This window comes from Rhizobium sp. SL42 (genome assembly GCF_021729845.1).
Taxonomy (GTDB): domain Bacteria; phylum Pseudomonadota; class Alphaproteobacteria; order Rhizobiales; family Rhizobiaceae; genus Allorhizobium.
Genome location: NZ_CP063397.1, coordinates 66822 through 84362 on the forward strand (window position 1 = coordinate 66822; position 17541 = coordinate 84362).

General features: G+C 61.4%; 14 protein-coding genes. 13 read left to right on the forward strand and 1 reads right to left on the reverse strand.

What is annotated here, in order from left to right; translation table 11 throughout:
• Positions 1–49: 49 nt before the first annotated feature.
• Entirely contained in the window at positions 50–2146 is a 2097-nt protein-coding gene (locus IM739_RS00295) for a bifunctional rhamnulose-1-phosphate aldolase/short-chain dehydrogenase (protein WP_237369303.1), read from the reverse strand.
• Between the two features lie 202 nt (positions 2147–2348).
• On the opposite strand from IM739_RS00295, the gene IM739_RS00300 reads away from it, so the two are divergent.
• The 13 genes from IM739_RS00300 (at position 2349) to nirB (ending at position 17531) form a co-directional block, all read left to right on the forward strand.
• Positions 2349–3161 (forward strand): DeoR/GlpR family DNA-binding transcription regulator, encoded by an 813-nt coding sequence (locus IM739_RS00300; RefSeq protein WP_237369304.1) that lies wholly within the window; start codon positions 2349–2351, stop codon positions 3159–3161.
• Positions 3162–3218: 57 nt separating this feature from the next.
• The gene (gene rhaS, locus IM739_RS00305; RefSeq protein ID WP_237369305.1) at positions 3219–4214 is read left to right on the forward strand and encodes a rhamnose ABC transporter substrate-binding protein; all 996 of its coding nucleotides are present in this window, start codon (positions 3219–3221) and stop codon (positions 4212–4214) included.
• Positions 4215–4280: 66 nt separating this feature from the next.
• Positions 4281–5816 (forward strand): sugar ABC transporter ATP-binding protein, encoded by a 1536-nt coding sequence (locus IM739_RS00310; RefSeq protein ID WP_237369306.1) that lies wholly within the window; start codon positions 4281–4283, stop codon positions 5814–5816.
• A gap of 10 nt (positions 5817–5826) precedes the next feature.
• Entirely contained in the window at positions 5827–6819 is a 993-nt protein-coding gene (locus tag IM739_RS00315; RefSeq protein WP_237369307.1) for an ABC transporter permease, read from the forward strand.
• Positions 6816–7829 carry an ABC transporter permease gene (locus IM739_RS00320; RefSeq protein ID WP_237369308.1) on the forward strand — a complete coding sequence of 338 codons (1014 nt, stop codon included), beginning with the start codon at positions 6816–6818 and terminating at the stop codon, positions 7827–7829. The genes IM739_RS00315 and IM739_RS00320 overlap by 4 nt, the downstream gene beginning before the upstream one ends.
• The gene (gene rhaM, locus IM739_RS00325; protein ID WP_237369309.1) at positions 7829–8152 is read left to right on the forward strand and encodes an L-rhamnose mutarotase; all 324 of its coding nucleotides are present in this window, start codon (positions 7829–7831) and stop codon (positions 8150–8152) included. The genes IM739_RS00320 and rhaM overlap by 1 nt, the downstream gene beginning before the upstream one ends.
• Entirely contained in the window at positions 8149–9549 is a 1401-nt protein-coding gene (locus IM739_RS00330; protein WP_237369310.1) for an FGGY-family carbohydrate kinase, read from the forward strand. The genes rhaM and IM739_RS00330 overlap by 4 nt, the downstream gene beginning before the upstream one ends.
• Positions 9550–9602: 53 nt before the next feature.
• Positions 9603–10217, forward strand: a complete 615-nt coding sequence (locus tag IM739_RS00335) for an ANTAR domain-containing response regulator (protein ID WP_237370923.1) — start codon at positions 9603–9605, stop codon at positions 10215–10217.
• A gap of 42 nt (positions 10218–10259) precedes the next feature.
• Entirely contained in the window at positions 10260–11534 is a 1275-nt protein-coding gene (locus IM739_RS00340) for a CmpA/NrtA family ABC transporter substrate-binding protein (protein ID WP_237369311.1), read from the forward strand.
• A 349-nt stretch (positions 11535–11883) separates the two neighbouring features.
• On the forward strand, positions 11884–13182 hold the full coding sequence (locus IM739_RS00345) for a CmpA/NrtA family ABC transporter substrate-binding protein (RefSeq protein ID WP_237369312.1): 1299 nt from the start codon (positions 11884–11886) through the stop codon (positions 13180–13182).
• A 173-nt stretch (positions 13183–13355) separates the two neighbouring features.
• Complete coding sequence (gene ntrB, locus IM739_RS00350) at positions 13356–14267, forward strand: nitrate ABC transporter permease (RefSeq protein WP_237369313.1); 912 nt, start codon at positions 13356–13358, stop codon at positions 14265–14267.
• Positions 14268–14280: 13 nt separating this feature from the next.
• Complete coding sequence (locus IM739_RS00355) at positions 14281–15078, forward strand: ABC transporter ATP-binding protein (protein ID WP_237369314.1); 798 nt, start codon at positions 14281–14283, stop codon at positions 15076–15078.
• A gap of 5 nt (positions 15079–15083) precedes the next feature.
• Positions 15084–17531 (forward strand): nitrite reductase large subunit NirB, encoded by a 2448-nt coding sequence (nirB, locus tag IM739_RS00360; RefSeq protein WP_237369315.1) that lies wholly within the window; start codon positions 15084–15086, stop codon positions 17529–17531.
• The last annotated feature ends 10 nt before the right edge of the window (positions 17532–17541 follow it).

Below are 17541 nucleotides of genomic sequence, written 5' to 3' on the forward strand. Positions count from 1 at the left end.
CACGGCCCCGCAACGGCATTTGCGCCGCTGCGGGACTTGGGAGGATAGCTTAACGGGTAAAGCTCTGGGCGTTGCCGGCATCGACATTGATGATGTTGCCGGTCGACTTGGCCGAAAGATCGGACGCCAGGAAGTAGATCGCTTCAGCGATATCTTCCGGGAAGACGTTGAGCTTCAGCATCGAACGCTTGCGGTAATGCTCCTCGAGATCGTCCACCTCGATCTTCGAGGACGCCGCGCGCTGTTCACGCCATTCGCCATTCCAGATCTTCGAGCCGCGCAGAACCGCATCAGGGTTGACGGTGTTCACGCGAATGCCGGCATCCGCCCCTTCTAGCGCCAGGCACCGAGCGAGATGGATTTCGGCAGCCTTCGCGGTGCAGTAGGCCGAGGCATTCGGCGACGAGGCAAGGCCGTTCTTCGACGCGACGAAGACGACATTGCCGCCAAGCGCCTGACGCCGGAACAGGCGGAAGGCTTCACGCGACACGAGGAAATAGCCGGTCGCGAGAATGTCGATATTCTTGTTCCACATGGCAAGCGTCGTATCTTCGACGGGTGCCGAGGAGGCAATGCCGGCATTCGAGACGAGAATGTCGACGCCGCCGAATTCGACAGACGCTTCGAGGAAGGACTGCAGGACCGCGTCTTCCTTGGTCACGTCGAGCTGAACCGAACGCACCGCATCGCCGCCATGGCGCTTGGAAAAATCCGCCGTCGTATCCGCGAGCGCCTTGGCATCGATATCCGCCAGCACGACGCAGGCACCTTCTGCGACCAGCCGTTCGGCCGTGGCGCGGCCGATGCCGCCGGCGCCGCCGGTGACGAAGGCGACCTTGCCGGCCAGGCTCTTCGGCTTCGGCATTCGCTGGAGCTTTGCTTCTTCCAACAGCCAGTATTCTATGTCGAAGGCTTCCTGTTCCGGCAGGCCCTGATATTCGGAAACCGTTGAGGCACCCTTCATCACGTTGATCGCATTCACATAGAACTCGCCGGCGATGCGGGCCGTCGCCTTGTCCTTGGCAAAGGACAGCATGCCGACGCCCGGCACCAGGAAGATCACCGGATTGGGATCGCGGATCTTCGGCGAGTTGTCGTGCTTGCAGGCTTCATAATAGCGCGTGTAGTCGGCACGGTAGTCCTCAAGCGCCTTGTCGAGACCGGCAAGAACGGCATCGACATCCGGCTTGGCCGGATCGAAATCGACGATCAGCGGACGGATCTTGGTGCGCAGGAAATGGTCGGGGCAGGACGTGCCGAGCGCGCCAAGCGGCTGAAGCTGCTTGGAATTGACGAATTCGAGCACGGCATCCTGATCGTCGAAATGACCGAGCTTGCGCTCCGCCTTGCCGATCCGGCCGCGAATTTCCGGCATCAGCTTTGCCGCGATGGCGCGGCGCTCGGCAACCGGCAGGCTCTTGGAGACCGCACCGCCGAAGATCACCTTGCCTTCGGTTTCCTTGGCAAACCACTCGATCGCCTTGTTGATGATGTCGAGCGTCAGCAGGTAACAATCCTTGGCGTCATTCGCCCAGGTGAAGAGACCGTGGCTTTCGAGCACGACGCCCTTGGCCGTCGGGTTCGCCTTGACGAAGGCTTCGAGATCGAGACCGAGCTGGAAGCCCGGACGGCGCCAGGGCAACCAGCCGATATCGGCGCCAAAGATCTTGCTTGTCAGTTCCTTGGAATTCTTGGAGGCCGCAATCGCGATGATCGCGTCCGGATGCATGTGATCGACATGCGTGAACGGCACGAAACCATGCAGCGGCGTATCGATCGAGGCTGCACGCGGATTCAGGTTGAAGGTGCAATGGGGCAGGAAGCCGACCATGCGGTCTTCGTCTGCCACGCCCTTGTAGATGCCCTTCAAGGCTTCGAGTTTGTCTTGGTAGAGGGTGGAGAAGCCATCGAGCTTGATCGTCCCGACGTCACCGCCCGAGCCCTTGACCCATAGAACCTTGACCGTTTCGCCGGTCAGCGGATCGGTTTCCATGACCTTTGCAGAGGTGTTGCCGCCGCCATAATTGGTGATGCGCTTGTCGGCACCGAGCAGATTCGAGCGATAAAGCAGCTTGCCCGGCTCATCCAGCTTGGCAGCATAAGCATCGTCCCAACGATTATCGAGAAGGCGGGTTTGGCCCGTCATGACATCCTCCCAGGTAGTTGTTCATGGGCCGAAACACACGGACCCATCTCCTTCTTGTCGAAGGGTATCGCGCATCAGATCGCCGATTGTCAATCAATTTCGATCATTAGTTTTCATTGTGCGGTGCAATATTATCTTTTTTGATCGTTTCTGATTGACAGGTTAAAAACAATCCGAATAAATCAGGATCAGGAGGAGCCCCATGCACGAACGCGAACGCCATCGCATCATACTAAGCGCGATCCAGGAAAAGCCGGTTGTCACGGTGCAGGATATCGCTGAACTGACCGAGGCATCAGAAGCCACGATCCGGCGGGACATCGCTTCTCTGCATGTGCAGGGAAAGCTTCGCCGCGTCCGCGGCGGCGCCGAGGCCGTGCATCCGCCGCAGCTGGGCAATCTGGCCGCGCGCCCCTTCCGAGTTTCCGAATCAGTCAACATCGACAAGAAACGCGCAATTGCGCGCGCCGCCGTCGAATTGTGCGAGGAAGGTGATTCCGTCATCATCAATGGCGGCACCACGACATTCCAGATGGTGCATTTCATGTCGGCCCGCCGGCTGCAGGTGATGACCAATTCCTTCGCCATTGCCGAACATCTGGTCAAACACTCGAAATGCAATGTCTCGGTGCCTGGCGGCGCGATATACCGCGACCAGAGCCTGATCCTGTCGCCTTTCGAAAACGACGCAATCCGGAATTTCTACGCCCGCCGCATCTTTATTGGCGCGCAAGGCATCAACGCCCTCGGCGTGATGGAATCCGATGCCCTGGTCATCCAGAGCGAGCAGAAACTGGTTCGCCAGGCGGAAGAGCTGATCGTCATGGTCGATAGCAGCAAGTTCGCCAAGCGCTCGAGCCTGATCCTCTGCCCGCTCGACAAGGTCTCGACCATCATCACCGACGACAAGATTTCCGACGAGGCGGCCAACATGGTCACCGACGCCGGCATCAAGCTGATTACGGTGAAGCCGCTGGCTTCATCGGAAAAGGAGGATACCACGTCAGTCGCCTGACTTTTTCAGCGGCTGGCGAGGAGGAGTTCAGCAGTTCATCAACCTGGGAGGAAAAATATGAAACTGTCTAAGACATTGCTGGCGGGCGTGGTTTTTGCCATCGCCTCCATGGGCTCGGCCGTACAGGCTGCCGACATGAAGATCGCTCTGGTCGTCAAGTCGCTCGGCAACGGCTTCTTCGAAGCTGCCAACAAGGGTGCGGAAGAAGCCGCCAAGGAACTCGGCGGCGTCGAGATCATCTATACCGGCCCGACCTCGACCACGGCTGAAGGCCAGATCGAAGTCATCAACTCGCTGATCGCCCAGGGCGTCGATGCCATCGCGATCTCGGCGAACGATCCGGACGCCGTTGTTCCGGCACTCAAGAAGGCTGCCCAGCGCGGCATCAAGGTGATTTCGTGGGATTCGGGCGTTGCAGCCGAAGGCCGCATCATGCACCTGAACCCGTCGTCGAACGAACTGATCGGCAAGATGTGCCTGCAGCTCGCCGCCAACCACCTCGAAGGCGGCAAGGGCGACTTCGCCATCCTGTCGGCCACCACGACCTCGACCAACCAGAACATCTGGATCGAGGAAATGAAGAAGCAGCTCAAGGACTTCCCCGGCCTCAACCTTGCCACCACCGTCTACGGTGACGACCTCGCAGACAAGAGCTACCGCGAAGCCCAGGGCCTCCTGACCTCGCAGCCGAACGTCAAGGTCATCGTCGCTCCGACCACCGTCGGCGTTCTCGCCGCCTCGCAGGCCGTCAAGGATGCCGGCAAGATCGGTCAGGTCTATGTGACTGGCCTCGGCCTGCCGTCCGAAATGGCCGGCGCCATCAAGTCCGGCGCGACCAAGGAATTCGCGATCTGGAACCCGATCGACCTCGGTTACTCGGCAGCCCAGATCTCGTATCATCTGGTAAAGGGTGACACCGACGGCGCACCGGGCTCGGAAATCGAAGCTGGCCGCATGGGCAAGATCAAGATCGGCGACAATGGCGAAGCCGCGATGGCCGATCCCTTCGTCTACGACGCCTCGAACATCGACCAGTTCTCGAAGATCTTCTGATTTCCGGACTGCATGCCACCCGGCGGCGCAAGCCGCCGGGACTTCTCCCATTTTCTGGTGCACGGAATGATGACCGTTCAAGCTTCAAAAGTCGGCACGAATGCCGAGCCCGCCGACATGCCCATTCTGGAGATGCGCGGCATCTCGCAGATCTTTCCGGGCGTAAAGGCGCTCGATGGCGTCAACATTGCGCTTTATCCCGGCAAGGTCACCGCCCTGATCGGCGAAAACGGTGCCGGCAAGTCAACCCTGGTCAAGATCCTGACCGGCATCTATCGCCCCAATGAGGGCGAGATCCTGATCGACGGCAGACCGACCGCATTCACCAATGCCCAGGACGCAATCAACGCCGGCGTCACCGCCATTCACCAGGAAACGGTCCTGTTCGACGAATTAACTGTCGGGGAAAACATCTTCCTCGGCCATGCGCCGAAAACACGGCTAGGCCTGATCGACTGGCGCCAGATCAACGAACGCTCCCGCACGCTGATGCAGGCGCTGGAAAGCGACATCGATCCGACAACCAAGCTGAAGGATTTCTCCATCGCCCAGCGCCATCTGGTCGCGATCGCCCGTGCTCTGTCCGTCGAAGCCCGCATCGTCATCATGGACGAGCCGACGGCCGCCCTGTCCCGCAAGGAGATCGACGACCTCTTCCGCATCGTCGAAGGCTTGAAGCGCCAAGGCAAGGCCATCCTTTTCATCAGCCACAAGTTCGACGAACTCTACGAAATCGCCGACAACTACGCCGTCTTCCGCGACGGACGCATGGTTGGGTCAGGTGTTCTGAAGTCCACTCCGCAGGGCGAAATCGTCCGCCTGATGGTCGGACGCGACGTGCATGACGTCTTCCCCAAGACGCCGGCCGTGATCGGTTCCTCGGTTCTGTCCGTTCAGGGCTACAGCCACGAAACGGAATTCCGCAACATCTCCTTCGACCTGAAGAAGGGCGAAATCCTGGGTGTCTATGGCCTGATCGGCGCTGGCCGTTCCGAGCTCTGTCAGTCCCTGTTTGGCATCACCCGCCCCGCCTCCGGCACGCTGTCGCTTGAGGGCAAGCCGATCAGCATCAACTCTCCGGCCGATGCGATCGCCGCCGGCATCGTCTACGTTCCGGAAGAGCGCGGCCGCCATGGTCTTGCGCTCGAAATGCCGATCTACCAGAACATGTCGCTGCCCTCGCTCATCCGCACCTCGGTGTCCGGCTTCCTGAAGGCCGCCAACGAGTTGAAGCTCGCCCGCAAATATGCTGAGCGCCTCGATCTCCGCGCAGCCGCGCTCTCCGTTCCAGTTGGCACGCTGTCAGGCGGCAACCAGCAGAAGGTCGTCATTGGCAAGTGGCTGGCAACCGCCCCCAAGGTCATCATTCTCGACGAACCGACCAAGGGCATCGACATCGGCTCCAAGGCCGCCGTGCACGGCTTCATTTCCGAACTCGCCGGCGAAGGCCTGTCGATCATCATGATCTCGTCCGAACTGCCGGAAATTCTCGGCATGTCGGACCGCGTCATGGTCATGCGCGAAGGCCTGTCCGCCGGCATATATGAACGCGAAGGGCTGACGGCAGAAACGCTGGTGCGTGCCGCGACTGGCAATGCGTAAGGATCACGTCATGCAAAATCTGCTTAAAAACCGCGAATTGTTGCTGGGTTTGATCATCGTAGGGATGATCCTCGGCTTCTCGACCCGCGCCGACAATTTCGCCTCGCCCGGCAATCTCGCCAATATCTTCAACGACACTTCGATCCTGATCATCCTGGCGCTCGGCCAGATGGTCGTCATCCTGACCAAGTCGATCGATCTCTCGGTGGCCGCCAACCTTGCATTTACCGGCATGGCCGTCGCCATGCTGGACGCCACCTATCCCGGCCTGCCGCTGGCACTGCTGATCGTGCTGGCCATCGGCATTGGCGCGGCGCTTGGCGCCATCAACGGCTTTCTCGTCTGGGCTCTGCAGATCCCGCCGATTGTGGTCACTCTCGGCACGCTCACCATCTATCGCGGCATGACCTTCGTGCTGTCGGGCGGTGCCTGGGTCAACGCCCACCAGATGCAGCCGGACTTCCTCGGCTTTCCCCGCATGACGGTGCTCGGCCTGCCCATCCTGTCCTGGGTCGCGATCAGCATCGTCATCCTGGTCTCCTTCATCCTGACCCGCACGACCTTCGGTCGCTCGACCTATGCCGCCGGCGGCAACCCGGTCGCCGCCGTCTATGCCGGCATCGATGTCGGCCGCGCCCGGTTCCTGGCCTTCGTTCTCTCCGGCGCGCTTGCCGGCCTCTCCGGTTATCTCTGGGTCTCGCGTTACGCCGTCGCCTATGTCGATATCGCAGGCGGCTTCGAACTGGATAGCGTCGCGGCCAATGTCATCGGCGGCATCTCGATTGCCGGCGGTATCGGCACCGTCATCGGAACCGTGCTCGGCGCCCTCTTCCTCGGCGTCATCAAGAATGCGCTGCCGGTCATCGGCATCTCGCCTTTCGCGCAAATGGCGATCTCCGGCATCGTGATCGTCCTTGCCGTCGTCTTCAATGCCCGCGCCGAGCGCAAGAAGGGCCGTATCATCCTGCGCGATCGCGCGCCCAAGTCCGAGGTGACGGCATGAGCACCACCCATATCGAACCGCGCGAAAAGCGCGTCATCCCCGATCGCCTGGGAACACCCATCCGCCGCGTCCTGGCAAGCTGGGAAGTGCTGCTCTTTGGCGTCGCCGTCCTGATCTTTATCGCCAATTCGCTCGCATCACCCTATTTCCTCGATGCCTGGAACCTGTCGGACGCGACTTTCAACTTCACCGAAAAGGCCATGATCGCCTTTGCCATGGCGCTGCTGATCATCGCCGGTGAAATTGATCTCTCGGTCGCGGCCATCATCGCGTTGGCCTCGACTGCCATGGGCTATGCCGTGCAGATGGGTGTGAGCACGCCGGGCCTCGTTGCCATCGGCATCACCACGGGTCTGGCATGCGGCGCCTTCAATGGTTTTCTCGTTGCGGTCCTGCGCCTGCCCTCGATCGTCGTCACCATCGGCACGATGAGCCTGTTCCGCGGCATTTCCTATGTCGTGCTCGGCGACCAGGCTTTTGGCAAATACCCGTCCGACTTCGCCTATTTCGGCCAGGGCTATGTTTTCTGGGTCTTCTCCTTCGAATTCGTCCTGTTCCTGGCCATGGCGCTGGCCTTCGGCATCCTGTTGCACAGGACCAATTTCGGCCGCCACGTCTATGTCATCGGCAACAACCCGCTGGCCGCCCGTTTCTCGGGCATTCCGGTCGAACGGGTGAAATTCATCCTCTTCCTGCTGACCGGCCTGATGAGCGGCATCGCCGCCGTCTGCCTCACCTCGCGCCTCGGCTCCACCCGCCCATCGATCGCGCAAGGCTGGGAACTGGAAGTCGTCACGATGGTTGTGCTCGGCGGCGTCTCCATCCTTGGCGGTGCCGGCACCATCGTCGGCGTCGTCATCGCCGCCTTCGTCATGGGCCTCGTCACCTTCGGCCTTGGTCTGCTCAATGTACCCGGTATCGTCATGTCGATCTTCATCGGCCTGCTCCTGATCATCACCATCGCGCTGCCGATCGTCGCGCGCCGGATCAAGAATGCAAGGAAAGCCTGATGGCCCAGCTTGAGAAACATGCCTTCAAGATGAAGCTCAATCCCGGCATGGAGGCCGAATACCGCAAGCGGCATGACGAGATCTGGCCGGACCTGGTTGATCTCCTGCATGACGCTGGCGTCAGCGACTACTCCATCCACCTCGATCCGGAGACCAACACGCTGTTCGGCGTGCTGACCCGCCCGCTCGATCACAAGATGGCAGCACTACCCGACCACCCGGTGATGAAACGCTGGTGGGCGCATATGGCGGATATCATGGCATCCAACCCCGACAATTCGCCTGTCGCCCAGGATCTGGTCACGGTTTTTCATCTGCCATGACCACGTCAAACGAGCGGCCGAACTATCCGCATGTTGCTGTCATCGACATCGGCAAGACCAACGCAAAGCTGGTTGTCGTCGATGCGGCGACCGGTGCCGAGATCGCGGTTCGCAAAACCGCAAATACGGTGCTTGCCGGCCCGCCCTATCCGCATTTCGACATCGAGGCGCTCTGGCGTTTCATTCTCGAAACACTGACGGAGTTCGCCAGGGAGCCGGGCTTCGACGCACTGTCCATCACCACGCATGGCGCCTGTGCCGCCCTGCTGGATGAAAGCGGCGCGCTTGCCCTGCCGGTTCTCGACTACGAGCATCTCTATCCGCAGGATATCCAGTCCGCCTACGCGGCCCTGCGACCGGATTTTGCTGAGACCTTTTCGCCGAAGCTCGCCGGCGGCCTGAATGTCGGCGCACAGCTGCACTATCAGCAGACGGCGTTTTCGGCCGATTTTGCCCGGGTCGCCACCATTCTTGTCTACCCGCAATACTGGGCCTATCGCCTGACCGGCGTCGCGGCCAATGAGGGAACCTCGCTTGGCTGCCACACGGACCTGTGGCAACCCTTCGCGGCAAGCTATTCCAGTCTGGTCGATCGCCTCGGCATCCGAAAGCAACTTGCTCCGGTCCGCTCCGCCTTCGATGCGCTCGGCGCCATCAAGCCGGAACTAGCGGGACGCCTGGGCCTGACAAGGCCCGTGCCTGTCTATTGCGGCATCCACGATTCCAATGCCTCGCTGCTGCCGCACCTGCTCGGTTTCGGTTCGCCCTGTTCCGTCATTTCAACCGGCACATGGGTCATCAGCTTTGGCGTTGGCGCCAAGCCGGATCATCTCGACCCAAACCGCGACAACCTTGTCAATGTCGATGCCTATGGCAGTCCCGTTCCAACGGCGCGCTATATGGGAGGCCGCGAATGGGACATCCTGACACGCGACCTCCCGTCATCGACATCGGAAGAAGAGGCATTGGCCCTGCGCTCTGTGCTGAAGAAAGGCCTGCTGCTGTTGCCGAGCGTGGTTGAAAAGACGGGACCTTATCCGGACAGCAAGGCAGAATGGATCCTCGAACCGGAAAATCCGGCCGAGCGTCGCGTCGCGGCAAGCCTCTATGAAGCCATGATGACGGTGACCTGCCTGGAGCTGATCGGAGCGGCAGGCCCCGTGATCGTCGAGGGGCCGTTCGCCAAGAATGCACTCTATCTCCAAGCCCTGCACAATCTGACGCAGCGAGACGTTTTTGCTTCGGAAGCAACGACAGGAACTGCCATCGGCGCAGCCCTCCTCACCGGTCTGGAGCTCCAGGTTCCCATGCATGCGGTTTCCGGTGAGCTTGAAGGTCTGGCAAGCTATGCCAGCCTCTGGCGGGAACGGGCCGATGCCCGAGGCGCATCCGTCTAAATTTTACCCATCTTTATTTTTGCTTTTGTTTTGTGCAGCGCAGCTTGTCAAACATGCTGCGCTGCGCCATCAATGCCTCCATGAGCAATACCGACCTGACCATCCTCGTGATCGATGAGAACGCCGTTCGTGCGGCGATCATTGAGGAGGGATTGCGCGAGGCGGGCCACATGCACGTCACCGTCGTCCATGAGGTCAACGGCATTGCCCGGATCATCGAGACGCTCGCCCCCGACGTGATCATCATCGATATCGAAAATCCCAACCGCGACATGATGGAACACCTCTTCCAACTGACCCGTACCGTCGAGCGACCGATTGCAATGTTCGTCGATCGCTCCGATACGGCCTCGATCGAGGCCGCAGTCGATGCAGGTGTATCGGCCTATATCGTCGACGGCCTGAAGAAGGAACGCGTCAAGGCCATCCTCGACATGGCCGTCAGCCGGTTCAACGCCTTCAGCCGCCTGCAGCGCGAACTGACTGAGGCGAGGAATGCGCTGGAGGAGCGAAAGGTCATAGAACGCGCCAAGGGCATCCTGATGAAGATGCGCGGCCTGAGCGAGGAAGAGGCTTTCGCCCTGCTTCGCCAGACCGCGATGAACGAGAAGAAGCGGCTGGCCGACATTGCCCAGAGCATTGTCACAGCCGCAGGCCTCCTGCTGTGATGCGATACGGGAGCCGACACCGGAGGAACCGGAGTGAGTGACATGACACGCAGCCAGAGAGATGCCGGCGGCCTCGCCGCACCGACAATCGGCTCCGACCGGCAACAGCGCGTTCTGCGCGCCGGCTTTATTCCGCTGATGGATGCTTCGGTGCTTGTCGCGGCCGCAGAATTCGGCTTTGCCGCCGGCGAGGGTCTGACGCTTGACCTCGTCCGTGACGTCTCCTGGGCCAACGTCCGCGATCGCCTCGCCTTCCGGCAGTTCGACATCGCCCACATGCTTTCCCCAATGCCCGTCGCCTCGATGCTCGGCCTCGGCTCCAATCCCTCGCCGACCATCAGCCCCTTCTCGCTTGGTCGCGGCGGCAACGCTATCACCCTGTCGCTGAGGCTTTTCGAGCGGATGCGCGCGCTGACCGGCATTGGCGAGAATGCGTCCGCGCTCGAAAACGCCACGGCGCTGGCTGCGGTCCTAGCCGACATGCGCGCGCGCGGAGAACAGGCGCCGACACTCGGCATGACCTACCCCTTCTCCTCGCACAACTATGAGTTCCGCTACTGGCTCGCTGCCGGCGGCATTGATCCCGACCGTGACGTGAAGCTCGTCGTCGTGCCACCACCGCTGACCTCCGATGCGCTTGCCGCCGGCGCCATCGACGGCTTCTGCGTCGGCGCCCCATGGAACATGGTCGCCTCCGAGCGGGGAGTCGGCCGCATTGTCGCCGCCAAACAGGACATCTGGCCATCTGCGCCGGAAAAGGTTGTCGGCATGCGTCCCGATTGGGCCGAAGCCAACCAGGACACCGTCGCCCGCCTGATTGTAGCCCTGGATGGTGCCGCCCGGTGGTGCGACAATCCGGACAACCACGACCAGCTCGCAGAAACCCTGGCGGACAACCGTTACATTGCCGCACCCGTCGGCATCATCCGGCGTGTGCTCGCCGGCGAATTCAGCCTGGACGCCAAGGGCAATCGCCGCCTGCTCCCGGACTATTTCGTCTTCCACCGCCAGAACGCCAACTATCCCCGCCCCAGCCAGGCGCTTTGGATCTACAGCCAGATGATCCGCTGGGGGCAGACCGAATTTAGCGAAGCGGGTCGAAAACAGGCGGCCGGCGCCTTCCGCCCGGACATCTACCGTCAGGCACTCGGCGACGCCGCAGCCCCGACAGATGCCGACATCCGCATCGAAGGCAATCGACCGGGCGACACTTTCATGGACTCGCTGGTATTCGATCCTGCCGACATCAATGCCTATGTCGAGGCTTTTCCGGTTGGCAATCGCCAGTCACAGACCTCCGCGCCGCATGATTTTTAAGTCATCACTGCTTAAAGCTGCGCCGCTGTTTTTTGTGCATTGCGAGCAATAGCCCAAGTTTTACGCAGTCACAGCAGATAAGCAGAACATCGCAATCTCCCCCTCCAGGATAATTTTGCGAAATAAAAACAAACACTAAATCGTCGCAACCACAAACTGGCACGCCGCTTGCTTCGCTATTCTCATCCGGTCAACGGCGACCGGGCGAACAAGAGCGCAAAAGCGTTCACCAGAGACATCGAAGTCGCTTGGTCTTGCATTCCGGGATTCCTCCTATCCCGTGGACGCAAAATCCGAGCGGCTTTTTTTGTTTTTCCGGATCTCCGTCACCACCAGAGGGACACGTACAATGACGAAGACTACAGGAATGGGCATCAGCCGCCGCAATATCCTAAAGACCACCGCTGCGGCCGCCTTGGTCAGCGCGGTCCGCTCCGCCTTCCCCTCCGGCGCCTTTGCTGCCGGTGCCGGCCCGGAAGTCACGGGACTGAAGCTCGGCTTCATCGCCCTCACCGACGCCGCAGCCCTGATCATCGCCAAGGAAAAGGGGCTGTTCGAAAAGCATGGCCTGCCGGATGTCGAGGTTCTGAAGCAGGCATCCTGGGGCGCCACGCGCGATAACCTGGTGCTCGGCGGAGCCGCAAACGGTATTGATGGCGCGCACATCCTGACCCCGATGCCCTATCTGATGCAGACCGGCAAGGTGACTCAGAACAATGTTCCGGTGCCGATGTCCATCGTTTCCCGCCTCAATCTCGACAGCCAGGCCATCTCGGTCGCGCAGGAATACGCCGGTACCGGCGTCGGCCTCGACGCCTCCAAGCTGAAGGACGCCTTCGCCGCCAAGAAGGCCGAAGGCAAGGAAATCAAGGTCGCGATGACTTTCCCCGGCGGCACGCATGATCTCTGGATCCGCTACTGGCTGGCAGCCGGCGGCATCGACCCGGACAAGGATGTCTCCACCATCGTCGTGCCCCCACCGCAGATGGTCGCCAACATGAAGGTCGGCAACATGGACGCTTTTTGCGTCGGCGAGCCGTGGAACGAGCAGCTCGTCAACCAGGGCATCGGCTTCACCGCCTGTACCACCGGCGAAATCTGGAAGGGGCACCCGGAAAAAGCGCTCGGCCTGCGCACGGAATGGATCGAACAGAATCCGGTAGCCGCCAAGGCCCTGATGATGGCCGTCATGGAAGCCCAGATGTGGGCCGACAGCATGGACAACAAGGACGAAATGGCCACCATTCTCGGCAAGCGCCAGTGGTTCAACGTGCCGCCGAAGGACGTGCTCGGCCGCCTGAAGGGCAATATCAACTACGGCAACGGCCGCATTGCCGAAAACACCGGCCTGCAGATGAAGTTCTGGCAGGGCCAAGCTTCCTATCCGTTCAAGAGCCATGACCTCTGGTTCCTCACCGAGAATGTCCGCTGGGGCAAGTTCAAGGCTGACGACGACCTCAAGGGCCTCGTCGACAAGGTCAACCGCGAGGACATCTGGCGCGAAGCCGCCAAGGACCTGGGCGTGGCCGCGGCCGATATCCCGGCCTCGACATCGCGCGGCGTCGAAACCTTCTTCGACGGCAAGGTCTTCGATCCGGAAAACCCGAAAGCCTATCTCGACAGCCTGTCGATCAAGGCCACGTCTTAGGGGCAGACGCAGACGAACTTACCTCCCCTTGAAGGGGGAGGTCGCGCGGAACGCGCGGGTGGGGGTGGCCTTGGCGCACTCGAACGTCACCCCACCCCGGACCTGCGGTCCGACCCTCCCCCTCAAGGGGAGGGTGCCGCTGCCAACAAATGACCACCCGAGAGGATCAGAGAATGACCGCAACAGCCCGCAAGGCAGACCAGACGGCGACACCGGCAGCGGCGGCCCCGAAGGCAACCGACAAAAGCGTGACAGTCGTCATGATGGCGCAACGCCCGGCCCGCAAGCTCAATATCCAGCGTGTCGGAACCAACGTCTGTCGTAACGTCCTTCCGCCGCTCGTGGTGTTGATCGCACTTCTGGCCATCTGGCAGATTGCTTGCTCGCATCCCGGCGCGACCCTGCCGCCACCCTCCCAGGTCTGGATCGACAGCTACGACCTGATCGCCTTTCCCTTCTTCGACTATGGCTCGCAGGATATCGGCCTTGCCTGGCGCGTGCTGACCTCGCTGCAACGTGTGGCAATTGGCTTCGGCCTTGCAGCCATCGTCGGCGTCTTCCTCGGCGCCGTGGTTGGCCAGTCGGTCTGGGCCATGCGTGGCCTCGATCCGATCTTCCAGATCCTGCGCACCGTGCCGCCGCTCGCCTGGCTGCCGCTGTCACTGGCCGCCTTCCAGAATTCCAATCCCTCCGCGATCTTCGTGATCTTCATCACCTCGATCTGGCCTGTGATCATCAACACCGCCGTCGGTGTGCGCAACATTCCGGACGACTATCGCAACATCGCCCGGGTGCTGCGCCTCAACCCGCTGGAATTCTTCATCCGCATCATGGTGCCGGCCGCAGCCCCATACATCTTCACCGGCCTGCGCATCGGCATCGGCCTGTCCTGGCTCGCCATCGTGGCGGCAGAAATGCTCACCGGCGGCGTCGGCATCGGCTTCTTCATCTGGGATGCCTGGAACTCCTCGCGTCTCTCCGACATCATCGTGGCGCTCGCTTACATCGGCGTGACCGGCTTTGTCCTCGACAAGCTCGTCGCCCTCCTCGGCAGTGTCATCACCCGCGGCACCGCGAAGAACTGAGGAGACGAGACCCATGAGCGCCTATCTCAAGATCGACCATATCGACAAAAGCTTCGAACGTGGCGGCCAGACGACCGAGGTTCTGAAAGACGTCAGCCTGACCATCGAAAAGGGGGAGTTCGTCTCGATCATCGGCCATTCCGGCTGCGGCAAGTCCACGCTGCTGAACCTGATCGCCGGCCTGACTAAGGTCTCGTCGGGTGCCGTCCTGCTCGAAAACGTCGAGGTCAACGCCCCCGGCCCGGAACGCGCCGTCGTTTTCCAGAACCACTCGCTTCTGCCTTGGCTGACCGTCTATGAAAACGTCAACCTCGCCGTGTCCAAAGTCTTCGCCAACAGGAAGAGCAAGGCGGAAAAGCATGACTGGGTGATGCGCAATCTGGATCTCGTCCAGATGGGCCACGCCAAGGACAAGCGCCCGGCGGAAATCTCCGGCGGCATGAAGCAGCGTGTCGGCATTGCCCGCGCGCTCGCCATGGAACCGAAGATCCTGCTGCTCGACGAGCCTTTCGGCGCACTCGATGCACTGACCCGCGCCCACCTGCAGGATGCGGTGATGGAGATCCATTCCCGCCTCGGGAACACGATGATCATGATCACCCATGACGTCGATGAAGCCGTGCTGCTTTCCGACCGCATCGTCATGATGACCAACGGCCCGGCCGCCCGCATTGGCGAAGTGCTGGAAGTCCCGATCCAGCGTCCACGCGACCGCATCGCGCTCGCCGCCGACCGAACCTACCTCAAATCCCGCGAAGCCGTGTTGAAGTTCCTCTACGAACGCCACCGCTTCGTCGAAGCCGCGGAGTAACCGACATGACGCAAAAACTCGTTATCATCGGCAACGGCATGGCGCCCGGTCGCATGCTGGAGGAACTGTTCGAAAGGGCGCCGGGCCTTTACCACGTGACGATCTTCAACGCCGAGCCGCGCGTCAACTATGACCGCATCATGCTCTCGCCGGTGCTTTCAGGCGAGAAGGCCTATGAAGATATCGTCATCCACAATGACGACTGGTATGTGGCCAATGGCGTGACCCTGCACAAGGGCGCCAAGGTCACCGAGATCGACCGCCATGCCAAGACGGTGACCTCGGCCAACGGCATCACCGCCTCTTACGACAAGCTGGTCATCGCCACCGGCTCGCTGCCCTTCATCATCCCGGTACCCGGCCACCAGTTGCCCGGCGTCCTGCCCTATCGCGATCTCGACGATGTCGACAACATGCTGAAGATCGCCGAAGGCAAAGGTCGCGCCATCGTCATCGGCGCCGGTCTTCTGGGCCTTGAAGCAGCCTACGGCCTCAAGCGCCAGGGCATGGACGTCACCGTCATCCACCTGATGCCGACCATCATGGAGCGCCAGCTCGATCCGGCCGCCGCCTATCTGCTGGAAAAGGCGCTGACCGAACGCGGCATCGACATCATCACCAAGGCCAACACCAAGCAGATCCTCGGAACCGACAAGGTCGAGGGCATCGAGCTGGAAGACGGCCGCGTGATCGAGGGCGACATGGTGATCATGGCCGTCGGCATTCGCCCGGCTTCAAACCTCGCCAAGGAAGCCGGCATCGCCGTCAACCGCGGCATCGTCGTCGACGACGGCATGATGACCTCCGACCCGAACGTTTATTCGCTCGGCGAATGTGCCGAACATCGCGGCACCTGCTACGGCCTGGTGGCACCGCTCTATGAAGCCGCCCGCGTCCTCGCCGATCGCCTGACCGGCGGCACCAACGAATATCACGGCTCCGTCGTCAACACGAAACTCAAGGTCACCGGCATCAACCTGTTCTCCGCCGGCGACTTCGCGGAAGCCCCCGACCGCGAGGAAATCGTGCTGCGCGATGCCTCGGCCGGCGTCTACAAGCGTCTCGTGCTGAAGGACAACAAGATCCTCGGTGCCGTGCTCTACGGTGAAACCGCTGACGGCTCCTGGTTCTTCGACCTGATGAAGCGCGGGACCGACATTTCGCAAATGCGCGAAACCCTGATTTTCGGCCAGTCCTACCAGGGGGGTGCCCCGCTGGACCCTATGGCGGCCGTTGCAGCCTTGCCGGATGATGCAGAAATCTGCGGCTGCAACGGCGTCTGCAAGGGCAAGATCACATCCACGATCTCGTCCAAGGGCCTGACCTCACTCGACGACGTCCGCGCCCACACCAAGGCCTCCGCCTCCTGCGGCTCCTGCACCGGTCTCGTCGAACAGCTGATGGCCCTGACGCTGGGCGACGCTTACAACCCGGCCGCCGTCACGCCGATGTGCACCTGCACCGAACTCGGCCATGACGACGTTCGCCGCCTGATCAAGGCCAAGGGACTGAAGACCATTCCCGCCGTCATGCAGGAACTGGAGTGGAAAACGTCGTGCGGCTGCGCCAAGTGCCGGCCGGCGCTCAACTACTATCTCGTCTGCGACTGGCCGGACGAATATGCCGACGACTACCAGTCGCGTTACATCAATGAACGCGTGCATGCCAACATCCAGAAGGACGGCACCTATTCCGTCGTGCCACGCATGTGGGGCGGCGTCACCAATGCCGCCGAACTGCGCGCCATTGCCGATGTCGTCGACAAATTCGAAATCCCGCTGGTCAAGGTCACCGGCGGCCAGCGCATCGACCTGCTCGGCATCGAGAAGGAAGACCTGCCCGCCGTCTGGTCCGATCTCGGCAAGGCCGGCTTCGTCTCCGGCCAGGCCTATGCCAAGGGGCTTCGTACCGTGAAGACCTGCGTCGGCGAACAATGGTGCCGCTTCGGCACGCAGGATTCGACCGGTCTCGGCATCCGCATCGAGAAATTCATGTGGGGTTCCTGGACGCCGGCCAAGCTCAAGCTTGCCGTCTCGGGCTGTCCGCGCAACTGCGCCGAGGCCACCTGCAAGGATATCGGCGTCATCTGCGTCGATTCAGGCTTCGAGATCCATTTCGCCGGTGCGGCCGGCCTCGACATCAAGGGCACCGAAGTGCTCGGCCTCGTGAAGACGGAGGACGAAGCCCTCGAATACATCGTCGCGCTAACGCAGATGTATCGCGAGCAGGCCCGCTATCTCGAGCGGATCTACAAATGGGCCAAGCGCATCGGCCTGGACGAGATCCGCCGCCAGATCATGACCGACGAGGAAAAGCGCAAGGGCTACTATGAGCGCTTCGTCTTCAGCCAGTCCTTCGCCCAGGTAGACCCCTGGTCGGAACGTGTCTCCGGCAAGGACAAACACGAGTTCAAGCCCATGGCGACCGTCGGATTTTCGGCGGCAGCGGAGTGAACACCTCCCC

What these genes read in the sequence shown, in the direction of transcription:
- IM739_RS00295 (WP_237369303.1), bottom strand. Translation starts at nt 2,146, where the DNA reads ATGACGGGCCAAACCCGCCTTCTCGATAATCGTTGGGACGATGCTTAT.
- IM739_RS00300 (WP_237369304.1), top strand. Translation starts at nt 2,349, where the DNA reads ATGCACGAACGCGAACGCCATCGCATCATACTAAGCGCGATCCAGGAA.
- rhaS (WP_237369305.1), top strand. Translation starts at nt 3,219, where the DNA reads ATGAAACTGTCTAAGACATTGCTGGCGGGCGTGGTTTTTGCCATCGCC.
- IM739_RS00310 (WP_237369306.1), top strand. Translation starts at nt 4,281, where the DNA reads ATGATGACCGTTCAAGCTTCAAAAGTCGGCACGAATGCCGAGCCCGCC.
- IM739_RS00315 (WP_237369307.1), top strand. Translation starts at nt 5,827, where the DNA reads ATGCAAAATCTGCTTAAAAACCGCGAATTGTTGCTGGGTTTGATCATC.
- IM739_RS00320 (WP_237369308.1), top strand. Translation starts at nt 6,816, where the DNA reads ATGAGCACCACCCATATCGAACCGCGCGAAAAGCGCGTCATCCCCGAT.
- rhaM (WP_237369309.1), top strand. Translation starts at nt 7,829, where the DNA reads ATGGCCCAGCTTGAGAAACATGCCTTCAAGATGAAGCTCAATCCCGGC.
- IM739_RS00330 (WP_237369310.1), top strand. Translation starts at nt 8,149, where the DNA reads ATGACCACGTCAAACGAGCGGCCGAACTATCCGCATGTTGCTGTCATC.
- IM739_RS00335 (WP_237370923.1), top strand. Translation starts at nt 9,603, where the DNA reads ATGCTGCGCTGCGCCATCAATGCCTCCATGAGCAATACCGACCTGACC.
- IM739_RS00340 (WP_237369311.1), top strand. Translation starts at nt 10,260, where the DNA reads ATGACACGCAGCCAGAGAGATGCCGGCGGCCTCGCCGCACCGACAATC.
- IM739_RS00345 (WP_237369312.1), top strand. Translation starts at nt 11,884, where the DNA reads ATGACGAAGACTACAGGAATGGGCATCAGCCGCCGCAATATCCTAAAG.
- ntrB (WP_237369313.1), top strand. Translation starts at nt 13,356, where the DNA reads ATGACCGCAACAGCCCGCAAGGCAGACCAGACGGCGACACCGGCAGCG.
- IM739_RS00355 (WP_237369314.1), top strand. Translation starts at nt 14,281, where the DNA reads ATGAGCGCCTATCTCAAGATCGACCATATCGACAAAAGCTTCGAACGT.
- nirB (WP_237369315.1), top strand. Translation starts at nt 15,084, where the DNA reads ATGACGCAAAAACTCGTTATCATCGGCAACGGCATGGCGCCCGGTCGC.